The organism is Hymenobacter defluvii, assembly GCF_017589435.1.
GTDB lineage: Bacteria > Bacteroidota > Bacteroidia > Cytophagales > Hymenobacteraceae > Hymenobacter > Hymenobacter profundi.
This window is the reverse complement of sequence record NZ_JAGETX010000002.1, coordinates 170,614-187,454: the sequence shown is the minus strand read 5'-3', so window position 1 is coordinate 187,454 and position 16,841 is coordinate 170,614. Positions and strand designations below refer to the sequence as shown.

The 16,841-nt window shown below is 56.1% G+C and carries 11 protein-coding genes; 4 read left to right on the top strand and 7 right to left on the bottom strand.

Annotated elements, in window-relative coordinates:
• Positions 1 to 87 precede the first annotated feature (87 nt).
• From J4D97_RS04920 to J4D97_RS04905, 4 genes are all read right to left on the bottom strand, one after another.
• Positions 88 to 1,092 (bottom strand): EthD domain-containing protein, encoded by a 1,005-nt coding sequence (locus J4D97_RS04920; protein ID WP_208306619.1) that lies wholly within the window; start codon positions 1,090 to 1,092, stop codon positions 88 to 90.
• A 45-nt stretch (positions 1,093 to 1,137) separates the two neighbouring features.
• Entirely contained in the window at positions 1,138 to 2,211 is a 1,074-nt protein-coding gene (locus tag J4D97_RS04915; RefSeq protein ID WP_208306618.1) for an SDR family oxidoreductase, read from the bottom strand.
• 146 nt (positions 2,212 to 2,357) lie between these two features.
• On the bottom strand, positions 2,358 to 3,254 hold the full coding sequence (locus J4D97_RS04910) for a helix-turn-helix transcriptional regulator (RefSeq protein WP_208306617.1): 897 nt from the start codon (positions 3,252 to 3,254) through the stop codon (positions 2,358 to 2,360).
• Between the two features lie 80 nt (positions 3,255 to 3,334).
• The gene (locus tag J4D97_RS04905; protein ID WP_208306616.1) at positions 3,335 to 3,781 is read right to left on the bottom strand and encodes a GNAT family N-acetyltransferase; all 447 of its coding nucleotides are present in this window, start codon (positions 3,779 to 3,781) and stop codon (positions 3,335 to 3,337) included.
• 130 nt (positions 3,782 to 3,911) lie between these two features.
• On the opposite strand from J4D97_RS04905, the gene J4D97_RS04900 reads away from it, so the two are divergent.
• The 3 genes from J4D97_RS04900 to J4D97_RS04890 all read left to right on the top strand — a co-directional run bounded on the left by J4D97_RS04900 (position 3,912) and on the right by J4D97_RS04890 (position 7,955).
• A complete protein-coding gene (locus tag J4D97_RS04900; RefSeq protein ID WP_208306615.1) occupies positions 3,912 to 4,400 on the top strand; it encodes a YajQ family cyclic di-GMP-binding protein in 489 nt (162 codons plus the stop codon).
• Positions 4,401 to 4,490: 90 nt separating this feature from the next.
• Positions 4,491 to 5,270 (top strand): TerC family protein, encoded by a 780-nt coding sequence (locus tag J4D97_RS04895; RefSeq protein ID WP_258048933.1) that lies wholly within the window; start codon positions 4,491 to 4,493, stop codon positions 5,268 to 5,270.
• Positions 5,271 to 5,480: 210 nt separating this feature from the next.
• Positions 5,481 to 7,955, top strand: a complete 2,475-nt coding sequence (locus tag J4D97_RS04890; protein ID WP_208306614.1) for a T9SS type A sorting domain-containing protein — start codon at positions 5,481 to 5,483, stop codon at positions 7,953 to 7,955.
• Between the two features lie 252 nt (positions 7,956 to 8,207).
• On the opposite strand, the gene J4D97_RS04885 is transcribed toward J4D97_RS04890, so the two are convergent.
• Positions 8,208 to 8,735, bottom strand: a complete 528-nt coding sequence (locus J4D97_RS04885; RefSeq protein WP_208306613.1) for an RNA methyltransferase — start codon at positions 8,733 to 8,735, stop codon at positions 8,208 to 8,210.
• Between the two features lie 297 nt (positions 8,736 to 9,032).
• Here J4D97_RS04885 and mutS point away from each other — a divergent pair, with 297 nt between their 5' ends.
• Positions 9,033 to 11,708, top strand: a complete 2,676-nt coding sequence (mutS, locus tag J4D97_RS04880) for a DNA mismatch repair protein MutS (protein WP_208306940.1) — start codon at positions 9,033 to 9,035, stop codon at positions 11,706 to 11,708.
• A gap of 94 nt (positions 11,709 to 11,802) precedes the next feature.
• Here mutS and J4D97_RS04875 read toward each other — a convergent pair whose 3' ends face one another.
• Together J4D97_RS04875 and J4D97_RS04870 are read right to left on the bottom strand one after the other, a co-directional pair.
• Positions 11,803 to 13,509: a RagB/SusD family nutrient uptake outer membrane protein gene (locus J4D97_RS04875; protein ID WP_208306612.1), complete on the bottom strand. Its 1,707-nt coding sequence runs from the start codon at positions 13,507 to 13,509 to the stop codon at positions 11,803 to 11,805.
• 19 nt (positions 13,510 to 13,528) lie between these two features.
• Positions 13,529 to 16,726, bottom strand: coding sequence for a SusC/RagA family TonB-linked outer membrane protein (locus J4D97_RS04870; protein ID WP_208306611.1), 3,198 nt, complete (start codon positions 16,724 to 16,726; stop codon positions 13,529 to 13,531).
• Positions 16,727 to 16,841 lie beyond the last annotated feature (115 nt).

The following is a 16,841-nucleotide window of genomic DNA, read 5'->3' as shown; positions in this document are numbered from 1 at the left end:
GAGCTAAAAAAAGCGCCGGCTTCCTAATGGAGGCCGGCGCTTTTGTGTATGAAGGCTTTGCATCTTTCCCGTTTGCTAGGTAGGAAGCTACAAGCTAGTTGCCAGCTCGGGTAGTAGTCGGTTGATAACGCTATACGTAAGACCCGTCCAGAATTCCGATTGCTCAATGTCCGTGATGGAAGCCTCATCGACTTCAATTACACGGTAGCCGTCACTGCTAAGATAGTCTTCTACATCATTCATGCTAGCAAAGGCCAGCACCGAAATGGCATCCATACGGCTGCCTTCGGGGTCGAACTGCGTGGAGCCGATATTGTGCAGCTGGGCGTAGCGCCGTACGTAGGCGTGCGTGGCAGGCTGTGCCAGTACCACCGCGGCGTGCTCCGTCAGCAAGCGCTGCTGAAACGCCTCACGGGAAAGGCTGGGGTGCCGGTAGTGAATCTTAACCAGGGTGATAGGGTCGCGATGTGAGGGGCTGGGCAGTAGGATGTACTCGCGGGTAATGGAGCGCGTAACCATGCGGAAGACCGTTTGCTCATCGGCCACAATGCGCTTGTCGTACTGCGGCTGCTTCAGCACCTTGTCGATGTCGGCCTCCGTGGCATAGGCAATGTAGGCAAACCCGTCCCAGCGCGGGCGCTGGTAGGCGGGCACCTGCGCGTGGGGGTCGCCTACCAGCTTGGCGTCGGCTGTAGTCATGGCGAGGTAGGGCGGCCGGAAGTACGACGATGGCCCGGCCGCTACGCGGTGAATCTGGTCATAGCGTAACACCGGCTCGTTGTCGGTGCCGGGCTCCTCGTAGGCAAACTTAGGGCCGTGCACCTTGCGCCAATACTCATCCCAATGCTCATACGCCAGGTTAGCGTTGGCTTCCAAGGCAATTTTCGCCGGTTCGGCGGCAGGGTTGTCCAACGCCTGACCATCGCGGCTGCGTGTGAAGCCTTCGTCCTGCGGGCGCTCGGTGGGTGGCGTCCGGTCAGCGCGGGTCAGGAAGGTAGGCGTCACAATCAGCGGCGCGGTAGTGGTCTGGTAGGTGGCGCGGTACGGCGGCCGATGGCGGTTATCGGCCGAAGAATCAATGGAAGTAGCCATAAGAATAGAGTTTAGCGAGGAAAGAACAAGCTAGGCTGATAGCAACTACGGAATGATCTGATCGTCGCGGAGTTGCGCGAACAGATCGAAGAACGATGCTTCGGTGGGCTGATACACGTGAAAGCCCAGCTTGCGGCTTTTACTCATGTCAGTCATCACTTCCAAGGGGCGGCCCAGGTCGAGGTCGGTGTGCCAGGGCGAGGCTAGCTTGTCCAGTTCCGGTACGGTGAGCTGGTAGCGGGCGGCTATCGTGCGCCAGAGGTCGGCATCGTCGGCCATCTGCGCTTCCAGCGGGCGTACGGTGCCATCGTAGCCGGCGGCTTCTACCCCAAACCATGCAGCCAGGCGCGGCCACAGCCAGCTCCAACGGAAATAGTCGCCGTTCACAATGTTAAAGGCTTCGTTGCGGGCAGCCTCGGTGGTGGCGGCCCAGGCTAGCTGCTTGGCAATCACGCGGGCGTCGGTCACATCAGACAGGCCATGCCACTGCGCTTCGGAGCCGGGCCACTGAAACGGCCGCCCGGTTTCTTTGCAAATGCTGGCGTACACGGCCAGCGTGGTGCCCATGTTCATTAGGTTGCCCACGGCCTTGCCAATGATGGTGTGGGGACGGTGAATGCTCCAGGTAAACCCGTCGCGCTCGGCGGCGGCGTATACTTCGTCTTCCTGGGCATAATAGAAGTTGGCAATGTCGAGGCGGGGTTGCTCCTCCCGGAAGGGGGTAGCAGGCAGTGTGCCGCTCTTGGCATAGGCATCAAACGGCCCTAGGTAGTGCTTCAGGCCCGTTACCAGCGCCACGTGCTGCACGGTGCCCTTGGGCGAAAGCACCGCCAGGATGTTGCGCACTAGCGCACTGTTCACGCGGATATTTTCGGCCTCCGTGTCCTGCCGCATCCAGGTGGTAATGAAGACGTGGGTAGGATTCACGTCGGCTAAGGCAGCTTCCAGAGCGGCGGGCTCCAGTAGGTCGGCGGCTACGGGGTACAGGCCGTCGAGGTGCTGCGGCGGGCGGCGGGCTAGGCCGTATACGGTCCAATTGGTGGCGAGTAGCTCGGTTGCCAGATTGCTGCCGATGATGCCGCTTGCGCCCACAATCAGGGCAATTTTATTGGTGCTCATAAGTAGAAAGTTGATGTTTGGTAAGTTGCTTTACGTAATACCACCGGTGTTTTTAACATGCCGGAACACGCAAGCATCGGGACCTCGCATAGCGAGTCAGCAAAGCTAGCGGCCTCACTTTCTGCCTCTTTGCACAGATTGCCTTACTATTTGTACGCCAGGGCCTGCAAGCGGTAAGCGGACGGCGTTTGGCCAGCGGCCTGCCGAAACCACCGCGAAAAATGCGCAACGTCGTAGAAACCCAAGCGGTAGCTCAGGTCACCAATGGATAGGTGGGTGCCGGAAAGGAGTACTTTGGCTTCCGTCAGAATCTTCTCTCGAAGCAGGCTGCCGGCGCTCTGGCCAGTGGCTTGGCGGCACAGGTCGCTGAGGTGTTTTGGGGTGAGGGCTAGAGCGTCGGCGTAAAACTCCAGACTAAGCGCGGGTTCGCCGGCTGCGAGGCGGGCTTCTGCCAGATGCAGGAATTGCTGTACTATAGTGGCGGGTTGGCCACGAGTAGCAGGCGGTGTTTGCCACTCGCGGAGGTCTGTGAGCAGCAGGCGCAGGTAGAGGCGGGCCTTTTCCAGGTGGTCTTGCTGGTGGTAGAGCTGTTCGCCGCTTTGCCGGAGTGTCGCGTATTCGGCCGGGGTGCAGGCGTGGTATACGTAGGGAGGCTGGCTAGCGAGTACCGCGTGTAGCTGATAGCCAGGCAGCAAACCAGCATTGTAAAAATCAGTAGAGAAAAAGCAATATAGGCCGGTTTGGGAGCCATCGGACAGCTGCCAGCGTAGCGCGGTGCCGGGCATCACCAGCAGCACGGAATAGGGCGCTACCGTTACGAGTTCGTCGTTGAGATAAAAAGTGCCGCCGCCTTCTTCCACCAACGAGAGCTTGAAGAACTGCCGGCGGTGCTGCTCCATATGCTGCCGACAGGTAGCAAACCGTTCCTCTCGTCGGTACATCACTACCTGTTCCAGTGCCTCAGGGGCAGCACCAGGTGGCGCCGGTTCCGTTGCCTGCGGGTAGTTGTCGAACCGAAAAACCGGAATCAGCGGAGTAGCCATACTTCCTACAACTGCTAGCGGTAGGAATGGTTACGCCAACGCCTGCCAGCGCCCGCACTGCCGCCGCTGGCAGGCGTTGCTCAGTGCAACGCCTTACGCATGAGAAAGTGCGGCACGTTGCCGAACAGCGTGTGCGAGGGGGCTACCACGGCGTAGCCGGCGGCTTCGTAAAACGGTACAGCCGTGGCGCGGGCGTGCAAAATGCACTCCGTAAGGCCCTGCTGCCGGGCGCCGGCTTCCAGAAACGCCAGCACCTGCCGGCCCAACCCCCTACCCTGGTAGGCCGGATCGACGGCCATGAAGCGTACTTGTGCCTGCCCTGGGGCCGAGGGGTGTACCCGACCCACTGCTACCACGGGGCCATTGGGGGTAGGGTAGCGTAGCAAGGCGTGCAGGGTAGTAGGGTCGTCATCGTCGGGGGCGCGCTCCGAGCCGGGCGGCTGTTGCCAGGGCGCCCGCAACACGGTGTAGCGCAGCTGGTAGTAGGCGGCAAAATCGTCGGCGGTGCGGGGCGAGGAAACGGACATGGCAGCGAAGATAAAAATTACGTACAACGCATCATTCGGCCTACAGGCGGCCTGCGGGCAAACGCCTACCTTTGGCGCCCGTATGTAGCCTGTAGGCGCTTTTTCTTACCCTTCTAGTACCCATTTACTTATGCCTTCTTTCGACATTGTGAGCAAAGTAGATCCGCAAACACTCGAAAACGCGGTGAACACGGCCAAAAAAGAACTGCAAACGCGCTACGACTTGCGCGATACCAAAGGTGGCATTGAGCTGGACAAAAAAGCCAATACCATCCAGCTCAGCTCCGAAAACTCCATGCGCGTGAAGTCGCTGGAAGACATCTTGCTGGCCCGCGTGGTGAAGCAGGGAATCGACGGCACGTCCCTCGACTTTTCGGAAGAGGAACAGGCCAGCGGCGCGCTGGTAAAAAAAACCGTGAAGGTGCGTGCTGGCATCGACAAAGAAGCCGGCCGTAAAATCATAAAAGCCATTAAAGACGCCAAGCTGAAGGTAGAAGTGCAGATGCAGGACGACCAAGTGCGCGTATCAGGCAAGAAAATCGACGACCTGCAAGCCGTCATTGCCCTGCTGCGCCGCACTGATATTGGCCAGCCCCTGCAATTTGTGAACATGAAGTAGATGGGTTGATTAGAACGTCCTGCTGCGCGACGCGCAGCAGGACGTTCTAATCAACCCATCGCCACATCAACTCATCAGCACATCATCCCCGTGTTTGACCTCTCCACCTTCGCCGAAGCCCACACCTGGGTCAGCCTGCTCACGCTGACGTTCATGGAAATCGTACTGGGCATCGACAATATTATCTTCATCTCTATTGTCGTGAACCGGCTGCCGCGCGAGCAGCAGGCTCGCGGCCGCACCATCGGGCTACTGCTGGCGCTGGTGTTCCGCATTGGATTGCTGCTCAGTATTTCGTGGATTGTGGGGCTGAAAACGCCTTTGTTCCATTTGGATCTGCCGTTCCAAGAGCCCGATTTTGGGGTGTCGGGTAGGGACATTATTCTGTTCTTCGGTGGCCTCTTCCTGCTGGCCAAAAGCACCACCGAGATTCATGGCAAGTTGCAGGGCGAGGAAGAGGAACACGGCACGGGCAAGTACAACACCCTGTCGCGCGTGATTTTCCAGATCATCGTCATCGACATCGTGTTCTCGTTCGACTCCATCCTGACGGCTGTGGGCCTGGTGAACAATGTATTGGTGATGATCCTGGCCGTGATTCTGGCCATGGGCGTGATGCTGGCCTTCTCCGGCTATGTGGCCGATTTCGTGAACCAGAACCCCACCATCAAAATCCTGGCCCTGTCGTTTCTGATTATGATTGGGGCCATGTTGATCATGGAAGCCTTCCACCAGGAAGTGCCCAAAGGCTACGTGTATTTCGCCATGGCCTTCTCGCTGGGGGTAGAGCTGCTGAACATGCGTGTCCGTAAGAAAGTCCCGCCTGTGGAGTTGCGCGACGTAGAAGCACAGTCGGCTAAACAGCCGTAAGCCATTCCTACCATACACAACACCCCTACTCTCCAAGTGGCCGGAGGGTAGGGGTGTTGTGTATATACGCCGTTGGCTAACAGACTTCTCGGACGATCAACTTGGCGGTACAAGACTGGATTTCATCCAAAAAAAATCAGGTAATACAGCCGGAGATCCCTAAATTTAGGAACTCCGTTGTGGTATCGAGCACTCCTCTTATCTGTGTTAATGAAAAAACTATTACTCCTTTCTTTCCTGGCCGTGGCAACTGTGGCGCCTTCCTTTGGGCAGCAGCTGGTAAAATATGCGGGCCCCGGTATTCCTGATACCTGCTACGCCAGTTCCAAAGTTGTGCGTACGCGGGTGCTCCCGCCGGCAGCTTTTCTGGCAAATCGGCCATCGGCCACCAAGGCTACTATTATCGTTACCTATTCCGGCTTTACACCCGAGGCCCAGGCCGCTTTCCAATATGCAGTTGATATCTGGCAGTCGTTGCTGGTATCCAGTGAGCCTATTCGGATTAGCGCCACTTGGCGGCCGTTGGCCGCGGGTGTACTAGGCTCTGCAGGTCCCAGTGGTTTATATACAATAAATGGTGGCGGCGAGCGGATCAGCAACTCGCTGTATCCTACCGCTTTAGCGGAAAAGATAGTAGGGGGAAACATTAATGGTGAGGCAGCTGACATCAATGCCAGCTTTGGCAGCACCTTCAACTGGTATCTGGGCACGGATGGCAATACGCCTGCCGGGCAGTATGATCTGGTATCGGTAGTATTGCACGAGTTGGGGCATGGCTTGGGCTTTCTGACCTCGAAAGACTATGATGTGACTAGTAAACAAGGCGCTTTATCAACGCCGCCTAGTATCTATGCCGATTTCATGAAAACCGGTGCCGGACTGAGCGTAGCCGACACCCGCATCTTTGCCAATCCTTCGGTGGAATTGGGCACAGCCTTCACTACCAATGATTTGTATTTTGATAGTCCCCTGACGCGGGCCGCTAACAGTGGAGAGCGGGCGCGCTTGTATGCACCTACTACCTATGCTGCTGGTTCCAGCCTGTCGCATCTCGACGAAAATACCTATAGCCCCGGCGACCCCAACTCGCTGATGTCGCCGCAGTTTGCCTCAGGTGAAGCTATTCACTCGCCCGGCCCCATTGTGCTGAGTATGTTCAATGACATGGGGTGGTTTAATACTGCCGTGCGCCACACGCCTTACACCGACACGGAGACGCCCAGCACCTTCCCCGTCACGGTTCGGGTGGATAGCGACGGCACTATCACGCCCGGCTCGGTGAAGCTGAACTACTCTTTCAACGATGGTGCTCTGACCACGGTGACGATGACACCTACCAGCAGCGCCAACCAATACACTGCTACCATTCCCAACCCCGGCCTCAACGTGCGGGTGAGCTACTACATAGAAGCTTCCGACAACGAAACCCGGCGCATCTACACCGCCCCCGGCCGCAACGCCTTTTCCACGGTGTCTAACCGCTACTCGTTCTTCGTGGGTCCCGATGTGGTAGCGCCTACGCTCACGCACACGCCGCCTACCTACCTGTTTACCAGTAATCTGCCATATACCATCACGGCGCAGGCTGCGGACAACATCGGGGTAGCATCCGTTACGTTGGAATACAACGTGAATGGTACGGCCCGTCCTGCTATCCTTATGACCAGGGGCACCGGCAATAGAGCCAATACCTACACCGCCGCGCTCAGCACCGTTGCCGGCCCCATTGTGGCCGGCGACGTTATCAACTACCGCTTGGTGGCGCAGGATAACTCCTCCAAGTCTAACCGCACTACCCTACCCGCTACTAGCTTCTATACAGTGCCGGTGGTAGAAGTACGCCCGGCGGCTGATATGTACGCCAACGAATTTGAGCGTGCCACGCCTATCGACTTTGTAGGCTCGGGCTTTTCCATTGCTACGCTCACGGGTTTTGCCAACGGCGCCATTCACTCCACGCACCCCTACGCCAACAACGTAGACTACACGTACCAGTTGCTGGTACCTATTCGGGTGAAGGCCGATCCGCAGATTGCACGGGTGCGTTTTGATGAGATTGTGCTGGTGGAGCCCGGCAAAACTGGTTCGGTATTCCCTAGCGAGGACTTTTACGACTACGTGGTAGTAGAAGGTAGTCTCAATGGTACGACTTGGACACCAATAGCCCCCGGCTACGATTCTCGCGACAACGCCAACTGGCTCGATCTATACAACAGCTCGATGAATGGCGAAAATTCGGCCGCCGTGGGTACGCCGTCTATCTACGCTTCCCGCACCATCAGCCTACTGGACAAGTATAAGGCCGGCGACGTGGTGCAGCTTCGCTTCCGCCTGCACGCCGATGCAGGTGCCTACGGCTGGGGTTGGGCCATCGACAATCTGCATATTCAGGACAACACCGTGACGCCCACAGCCCAAGCGCTGCAAGGTGTCGGCGTAAGTCTGTTCCCGAACCCTACGGCCGGGCAGTTTACCGTCCAGACCCGCTTCGATAAGCCAGTAGCCAATCTGGAAGTAGTAGTGCGCAATGCCGTGGGCCAGGAAGTGCTGCGCCAGTCGCAAACCGCCGTGAAAGGCCCGGTTTCCCTACCCCTCGACCTAACTAAATGCGCCAATGGCTTCTACATCGTGAGCCTAAGGGCCGACGGCGAAACTGCCACGCGCAAGGTGATGCTAAACAAATAGGGGCGCGTTGCACGCGCCCGTCGTTGCTCCGAATGACAAACAGAATCGGCTGCCCCAGAAAGGGCAGCCGATTTTGTTTTTACATTACTTCAGTTCTGTCATCCTGAGCGGAGCGAAGGACCTTATACCAGTTGAACGAGTCGTTAGTACGGCTGTCGTGCAAACGATTCGTTCTGACGTGAGAAGGTCCTTCGCTCCGCTCAGGATGACAAATCCTTTTTCAACTCACCATCTCATTACTCACAACTTCACCTACCTCATCTTCGAAATAAAATCCCACAACACCACCCCCGCCGCCACGCTCACGTTCAGGGAATGTTTGGTACCGAATTGTGGGATTTCCACAGCCGCATCGCAGAGGGCCAGCACTTCGTCGTCTACCCCAAATACTTCGTTGCCCATCACCAGCGCATAGCCCTGGCCGGGGGTAGGGGAGAAGGCGGGTAGGGGCTGGCTTTCGGTGGTTTGTTCCACGGCTATTACCTGGTAGCCAGCGGCCTTCAGCTGCTCCACGGCTGCCACGGTGGTAGGCGCGTATTCCCACGTCACCGACTCGGTGGAGCCCAGCGCCGTTTTGGTGATTTCGCGCTGGGGCGGGCGGCCTGTGATGCCGCAGAGCCATATTTTCTCCACCGCAAAGGCATCGGCAGTGCGGAAGGCCGCGCCCACGTTGTGCAAGCTGCGCACGTTGTCGAGCACCAGGACGAGGGGGAATTTTTGCGTATTTTTGAAGTCTGCCACCGTCAGTCGGTTCAGCTCTTCCATTGAAAGTTTGCGCATTCGGCAAAGGTAGGAACACGCCGCCGGCTGGCGGGTGTTTGCTGAGTTATTGACAGAAAGGTTGTCATGCTTAGCTTGTCGAAGTATCTCGCTCGCATCGTTGAGTCACTTGCGCAACATCAGCACGCGAGATGCTTCGACAAGCTCAGCATGACGGTTTGATTACCTGCCCCGCCTACCCCTATTACCCTCGTACTACCCCGCACACCCGTGAAAACGAAATCCGCCGACTCCACTAAGAAGCCTGTCCGCACGCACGGCTCGCTCGGGCCAGCGCCTGTGGCCGATACGCCGCTGATGAAGCAGTATTACCAGCTGAAGCAGCAGCACCCCGGCGCGCTGATTCTCTTCCGGGTAGGTGACTTCTACGAAACATTCGGCGACGATGCCGTGAATGCCTCCCGCATCCTAGATATTGTGCTGACCAAGCGTGGCGCCGGCACGCCCTCGGAGGTGCCGCTAGCGGGCTTCCCCCACCATTCCCTCGATACCTACCTGCCCAAGCTGGTGCGCGCCGGTCAGCGCGTGGCCATCTGCGACCAGCTTGAAGACCCCAAGCAAGCCAAGGGACTTGTTAAGCGCGGTATCACGGAGGTAGTAACGCCTGGCGTAAGCATGCACGACAACGTGCTGGAGCGTCGCCGCAACAACTACCTCTGCGCTATTCACTTCGGCAAGCAAGAGGCCGGCATCAGCTTTCTGGACGTAAGCACCGGCGAGTTTTTGGTGGCCCAGGGCGATGCAGCCTACCTCGGCAAGCTGCTGCAAAACTTCACGCCCGCCGAGGTGCTGTTCTGCAAGAAAAGCCGCCGTGAGTTCGAGGAAAACTTTGGCCCCGACTACTGTCACTTCGCCTTGGATGAGTGGGTGTTTGGTTTCGACTATGCCCACGACACGCTCACGCGCCACTTCAACACCGCCTCGCTCAAGGGCTATGGTATTGATAATCTGAAGGAAGGTATTACGGCGGCGGGCTGCATTCTGCACTATCTCGCCGAAACCAAGCACACCGACATCGGCCACATCGGCAGCATCGGGCGCCTGGAGGAGGATAAATACGTATGGCTCGACCGCTTCACGGTGCGCAACCTGGAACTGGTGCACGCCCAGCACCCCGGCGGCGTGCCTCTCATCGACATCCTCGACCAGACCGTGACGCCCATGGGCGCCCGTCTGCTGCGCAAGTGGGTAGTCCTACCGCTAAAGGAGCCCGCCCAAATCCAGCGCCGCCTCGATACGGTGGACGGTCTGTTGCAAAACCCTGATCTGCTGGCCGAACTGGACCAATACCTACGCCAGATCAACGACTTGGAGCGCTTGATTTCCAAGGTGGCCGTGCGGCGCATCAACCCGCGCGAGCTGGTGCAGTTGGCGCGCGCCCTAGAGGCCATCGAGCCTATCCGGGAGTTGCTGGCGGCCTCGGGACTGCGCGCCCTGCAAAAGCTGGCTGATCAGCTGAACCCCTGCGCGGCCCTGCGCGACGAAATCAAAGCCAAAATCAAAGTTGATGCGCCTTTGCTCATTAACCAGGGCAACGTACTCAACGATGGGGTAGACCCCGAGCTAGACCGCCTGCGCCGCATTGCGTTTTCGGGCAAGGATGAGTTGCTGAACATTCAGCAGCGCGAGCAGCGCAACACCGGTATTTCGTCGCTGAAAGTAGCTTACAATAAGGTATTTGGCTACTACCTAGAAGTATCCAACGCCCACAAAAGCAAGGTTCCTACCGAGTGGATTCGCAAGCAGACCCTGGTAAACGCCGAGCGCTATATCACGGAGGAGCTGAAAACCTACGAGGAGACGATTCTGAATGCCGAGGAAAAGCTGTTTTCCCTGGAAATGCAGCTCTACAATGACCTGGTGCTATCAGCGGCCGAGTCGGTGTCCCAAATTCAGCAAAATGCTCGCGCTATTGGCGTCACCGACTGCCTGTCTTCCTTCGCCAACACGGCCCGCCAGCACCGCTATGTGAAGCCCGTAGTGAACGACGGCACCGTGCTCGACATACGCGCCGGCCGCCACCCCGTGATTGAGCGCCAGCTGCCGGTCGGCGAAGCCTACATTCCCAACGACATCTGCCTCGACCAGGACGACCAGCAAATTGTGGTGATTACTGGCCCCAACATGGCCGGCAAATCGGCCCTGCTGCGGCAAACAGCCCTCATTGTGCTGCTGGCGCAAATCGGCTCTTTTGTGCCCGCCGATGCGGCCACCGTGGGTATCATCGACAAGATTTTCACGCGGGTAGGGGCTTCCGACAACCTGAGCAAGGGCGAAAGCACCTTCATGGTGGAGATGACCGAAACCGCGTCCATTCTCAATAATCTATCGGACAGAAGTTTGGTGCTGATGGACGAAATCGGGCGCGGCACCAGCACCTACGACGGCATCAGCATTGCCTGGGCCATTGTGGAACACCTACACAACTCGCCCAAAGCGCGGGCCAAAACGCTGTTTGCTACCCACTACCACGAGCTGAACCAACTGGCCGACGACTGCCCCCGCGTGCGCAACTACAACGTGGCCGTGAAAGAAGCCGACGGCCGCATTCTGTTTCTGCGTAAGCTACAAGAAGGCGGTTCCGAGCACTCGTTCGGCATTCACGTGGCTCGTATGGCGGGTATGCCCACGGCCGTAGTACTACGCGCCAACGAAATCATGCACCACCTGGAACAGGAGCGCGCCGGCACCGGCCTGGACACGGACGCACCCACCGAGTTCGACGAGGTGCTGGCCGGCCTGGACATCGAGCCGCCTACCGCCGAAACGGGCCGCCGTGCCCCCAAGGCCCAACCCGCCGCGGCCGTGCACAACGCCCCGCGCCCCAGCCTCCAACTCAGCATGTTCGAGCCCGCCGACCCGGCGCTGGAACGCCTGCGCGAACTGCTGGAGAAGCTCGATGTGAACACGCTCACACCCATTGAAGCGCTGCTAAAGCTGAATGAGCTGAAGCTGGCGGCAGGTAGTAAGTAAATAGACGCAAAAAAGCCCCTCGTACGATGTGCAGTACGAGGGGCTTTTGCTTGCTACCCGCTAAGGGGGTAGGCTACCAGATTAGAAAGAAAACCTAGTAGCCAGGGTTTTGCTTGAGTTGCGGCGACACGTTCAGCGCATTCAGCGGAATAGGGTAAATCTTGGTATGATCGTCGCCATCTGGCGATTTGTCCCACCATGCACTGTTGTTGAATTTGCCGAAGCGAATGAGGTCAATGCGCCGGCGACCTTCTCCGATAAACTCACGGCCCCATTCGTCCAGTAGCTCTTGCTCCGTAAGAACAGCCCCACCGGAACCGTACAGGCTGGCTGAGCCGGCAGGGTAATTCCGGCGCCGCACGTTGTTCAGCAGCTCAGCCGCCGCCATTGGGTCACCCGCCCGAAATTTGCATTCGGCCAGCATATAGTGAATTTCTGCTAAGCGTATCTCGGCATAATCTGCTTCGATCTTGTTGGGGTCGGTAGAAGGGTAGAAAGGATACTTTACCATGAAGATGCCTGAGTTTTGGTCGGCATTGTTCATGTCTGACACTTTATTGGCTGGCACCTGGCCGGGCTTTGTGTACTTGAAGAGGCCTACCTGGTCGCGCAAGTACAGCGTGTAACCGCGGGTGCTTTTAATGGTATCCTTGCCGTCGTTATACAGCAGGTATCCCTTCAAAAACATGCCTTCACGAGTGCTATTGCCCAAGTTTTGGTAGTTTTTCAGGCGTACATCATCGGCGTACTTCTGAAACTTTACAAACGGCTTGCCCTGCACGAAGGGGTATTCCTTATTCTCAACATCGTGACCCGGTTGTAAAGCATACCGCGGGTTGCCCCCCCCGAAGTCGGTGAACTTAAAGTAGTTGATAGGAACGTTGTATGGAAGTCCCCAGAAGTACATGCCGCCTGTATATTGCCAGTGCGAGCGGCCAAATGAGCCAGGGAAAGCAAAAATGGTTTCCGATGACTGATCGTTATTCCAGTCGAATGGCGCGTCCCAGCGGCTCTCGATGGCATATGGGCCATACTTGCCACTGATAATGTCCTGACACAGGGTCGCGCAATCAGTGTAGTGGTCCTGGTCAATGTACACTTTGGCATTCAGGTAGAGACGAGCTAATAGGGCGGCCGCGCCCGCCTTGGTCCAGCGGCCCTGAAACTGCGCAGTACCTTGGTCACCCTTAGCGAGTAAGTCTGGCAAGGCCTCTTTCAGCTCTGTTTCAATGAAGGTGAAAGCCTCTTGGGGCGTTGATTGGGGCGGACTTGTCGTTTCCCCTTTCACCTTCGTAACAATCTGAATATTACGAAACAGGTCCAGCAGTCGCAGATGATACCAGGCCCGCATCACGCGCAACTCCGCAATGAGTTGTTTTTGCTCCGCCACGGTCATATTAAACCGGGCGGGGTCGAGGGCTTGAATATCCTCCAGGGAGTTGGTTGCCAGAACATTGCCTTGGCTTAGGAGCGTCCAGGTGCCATTAATATAGCCCTCTTGGATTGTCCAGGTGTGGTAGTGCGCCCTTGCATACTGCCCGCCGTCAAACCAGTCGCCCTCCCGGTTAGGAGTCATGAGTTGATCAGCGCTTAACTCCTGTAACTGGTAAGGTGCGTCTTGTATCGTGTTGTACCCGTGCTCGAACGTGCGCAAGAAATCACGGTACACGTCGTCTTTAGTTTGCAGAAAGTTGTCGGCCGTAATACGGTCGTACAACGTTTCATCCAGATTCGTGCAACCACTAAACCCAGCAAGTATTACTGCTGCTGAAAGGCCGGCGTATGTTTTAAAATATTTCATAAGAAGCAGAAAGAGGCGTTTATAGACCGAACTGGAGGCCGAATAGAACCTGCGTAGTAGAAGGGTAGTACTGGCGGGTGCCGTTGTTGTCCACATTAAGTGGGATGCCTGGATAAAGCCCGTTGATGGGTATGATGTCGGGGTCGCCCCCGGTGTAGCCCGTTATCGTCAGAACGTTTTTGGAGGCGGCATACAGGCGTAGCGAGCGGGCGTATTTTGACTTAAATTGGAAAGTATAACCAATGCTCACGTTGTCTAGCTTCACAAAGTCGCCCTTTTCTAGGAAGTAGTCCGAGAGCACACTAGTAGTTGTATTGTTGGTAAGCTTAGCATACTTGCTGTCATTATAAGCAGACGTCAGCACGTTGGCATTGGATTGCGTAGACGGTGTGCCCAAGTAGAAAGCCCTGATATTAAATATATCAAAACCCAATACACTTCGAAAGAAGATAGAAGCGTCAAAGTTCTTGTAAGTGAACGTATTGCCTAAGCTCAGCGTGTACTTGGGTAGGCCGTTACCTACCACCTGCCGATCGTCCAAGTTTGCTTGGTTGCCCGGAATGACGGTGCCATCCTTGGAATATACCAGCAGGCGCCCTTGCTCATCGACACCGGCTGACTTTAGCATATAGAATGTACCGATACGTTGTCCTTCTTGTAAACGCTGCGCGTTGCCGGGTGAGCCGGGTGAAGGCAAGCCTACTACATCAATATAGGGTTGGCCTTGGTATGTGTCATTCGAAAAAGAAACAAATTGGTTGCCGTTAGTTGCCCCAGCAAAGGATATAGCGTATTGAAAATCAGGCTTGCTGATGATGGGAGCATTTAACTGCACTTCTACCCCTGAGTTATCCAAAGTACCTACGTTCGCATATGTGCTGGTCTGTGTGTTGGGTGGAATCGGCACTCTGTAGCTACCCAATAGGTCTTTGTTGCGGCGTGTGTAGTAGTTGACGCTACCCGTAAGCTTACTATTGAACAGAGCAAAGTCTACCCCAATATTTAAGCTTTGCGCTTCTTCCCAGCGGAGATTAGCGTTAAGGTTTTGGTTTGGGCCATACACTTGGTAGTACGTGCCATTCAACAAATAATACCCAAAGCCGGTGTAAGTATTCAGTGAAAGGTAATTGCCGAAATCCTGGTTGCCAGTCACACCGTAGTCGGCCCGTAGCTTCAGATCATTGATCCATTCCTGGCCGTCCAGAAAAGACTCTTCCCCAATGCGCCATCCTATTGATACCGCTGGGAAATTACCCCACTTGTTATCGGTACCAAACCTTGTTGAACCCTCGTGGCGCAAACTGGCAGACAAAAGGTATTTATCTTTGAAAGAATAATTGACGCGGCCGAAGAACGCAATTAGCTTGGAGTCGTTCTTATAGCTACTGGCATCGTTACGCCCAGCTACCTGCCCATATAGGCCAGTGCCAATGTTGTTGTACGTGAAAGCATCTGATGGGAAGTCACGGTTGTAGATAGCGTTGCCTTCCGCCGAAAAGTATTGGTAGGAATAACCGGCCAGGGCCTGCAAAGCATGCTCTCCAACGTTGAGGGCATAATTTCCAGTCCACTCCAAACTTTGCTGGTCGTAGCGATTATAGTTGCGCTCGGCTGAGTTCATGCCCCCGTCGTTCTGTAGAGCGAACGTAGAAGTAGAAGGCCGGAAGAAGAAGTCGAAATAGTCGGTGGTAAAGCGTCCGTAAGTTACCTGTGTGTTCAGCTTCGGCAGAATATTCAGCTTGAAAGTGGCGTCGTAGTTCAGGATTTTTCCTTCCGTACCATCCAATTCTGTTTGCAGGCGCTCTGCCGGGTTGAAGCGGCCATCAAATCCACTTTGAATATTGTAGTAGCGGGTTGGGTCATCCGGATTTCGTACCGGAATAGTAGGGTTCAGCGTCAGGGCTTGCTCAAAGCTGCTGTAATCGGCGTTGCGGGACGTGAAGTAGCGAGGCGCAAAGTTCAGCCCAATAGAGTAGAGCTTACTGGGCGCATCGTGGTTTAAGGAAATACGGGCACCATACTCTTGCCGACCCGAGCGCACGTCAATGCCCTTGGCATTGCGGTAGTCGAGTGTGGCTCGGTAATTACTATTATCGGAACCGCCCGACGCAGTAAGGGTATGCTTATTCGAAAAAGCGTGGTTTCGGGAAATTGCGTTTAGCCAGTTCGTTCGACCGCCGTAATCCGTACCGCGCTCTTGTGCCAAAAATTCCTCGGGAGAAAGCACCTTAGGTTGCAAGGTGGCATAGTCGAAGGTAGCGTACGTGTTGTAGTCTAGCGTGTTATTCTTTGTGCCCTTCTTTGTGGTGACCACAATCACGCCGTTGCTACCCCGTGTGCCGTAGATAGCAGATGCGGCACCGCCCTTCAGTACATCAATAGATTCGATATCGTTTTGGTTGATGTTTTCCAGATTGCCGCCCGGCACGCCGTTAATCACAATGAGCGGACCTAAGCCGGCATTCCGCGACGAAACGCCACGCAGCTGAATGCTTGGTTGCGAGTTTGGGTCGGCGGCCGAGGTGTTGGCAATAGTCAGACCCGCTACCTTGCCTTGCAACGCCGTCAGCGGGTTGATGGCGGCCACCGTCAGCAGCTCCTTGCTATCGATGTGGGTGATGGTGCTGGTTACTTCTTTTTTATCGAGCGTGCCGTAGCCCACTACTACCACGTTGTCAAGCGACTGGCTATTTTCCTGCAAGGAAACGCGCAAGGTTGTAGTGGCCTCCTGCACCGTCACTTCCTGCGGGTTATAGCCGATAAAGCTGAAAGATAGCACGCTACCCTGCGGCACCGTCAGCGAGAAGTTGCCGTCGGCATCGGTGGTGGTACCAGTGGTAGTACCTTTCACTACCACTGTTACGCCGGGCAGGCCCTGGCCGTTAGGCTGCGTCACACGGCCTGATACAGGCACATCGGCGGCGTTAGCGCTAGTCTCAAGTCGTGCCTGGCTCAGGATTATGCGGCCTTTGCGCACTTCAAACTGTGCCTTGCGCGGAGCGAGTAATTCATTTAAGACTTGCTCTAGCGGTTTGTCGGCAACGCGCAAGGTTACCCGCCGATTAGATCCAATAAGTTGCGGGCTATAGACGAAGTGTACGTCTAGCTGCTTTTCAAGCTGTTTCAGCACCGATTCAATCGTTTGCGATTCCGCTTGAAACGAAACGTGACGTTCCAGAACCACTTGCTGCGCCACAGCTGGGCGAGCAGTAGCCATAGTAGTCAGCGGAAAAGCTAAGGCAGATTGAATCGCTAGTATCCGGAGGGGATATCCAAAACGCTTCGAAAGAGGTAAGCGGTTTTTCATAGATAGAAAACGATTGCGGTGGAGA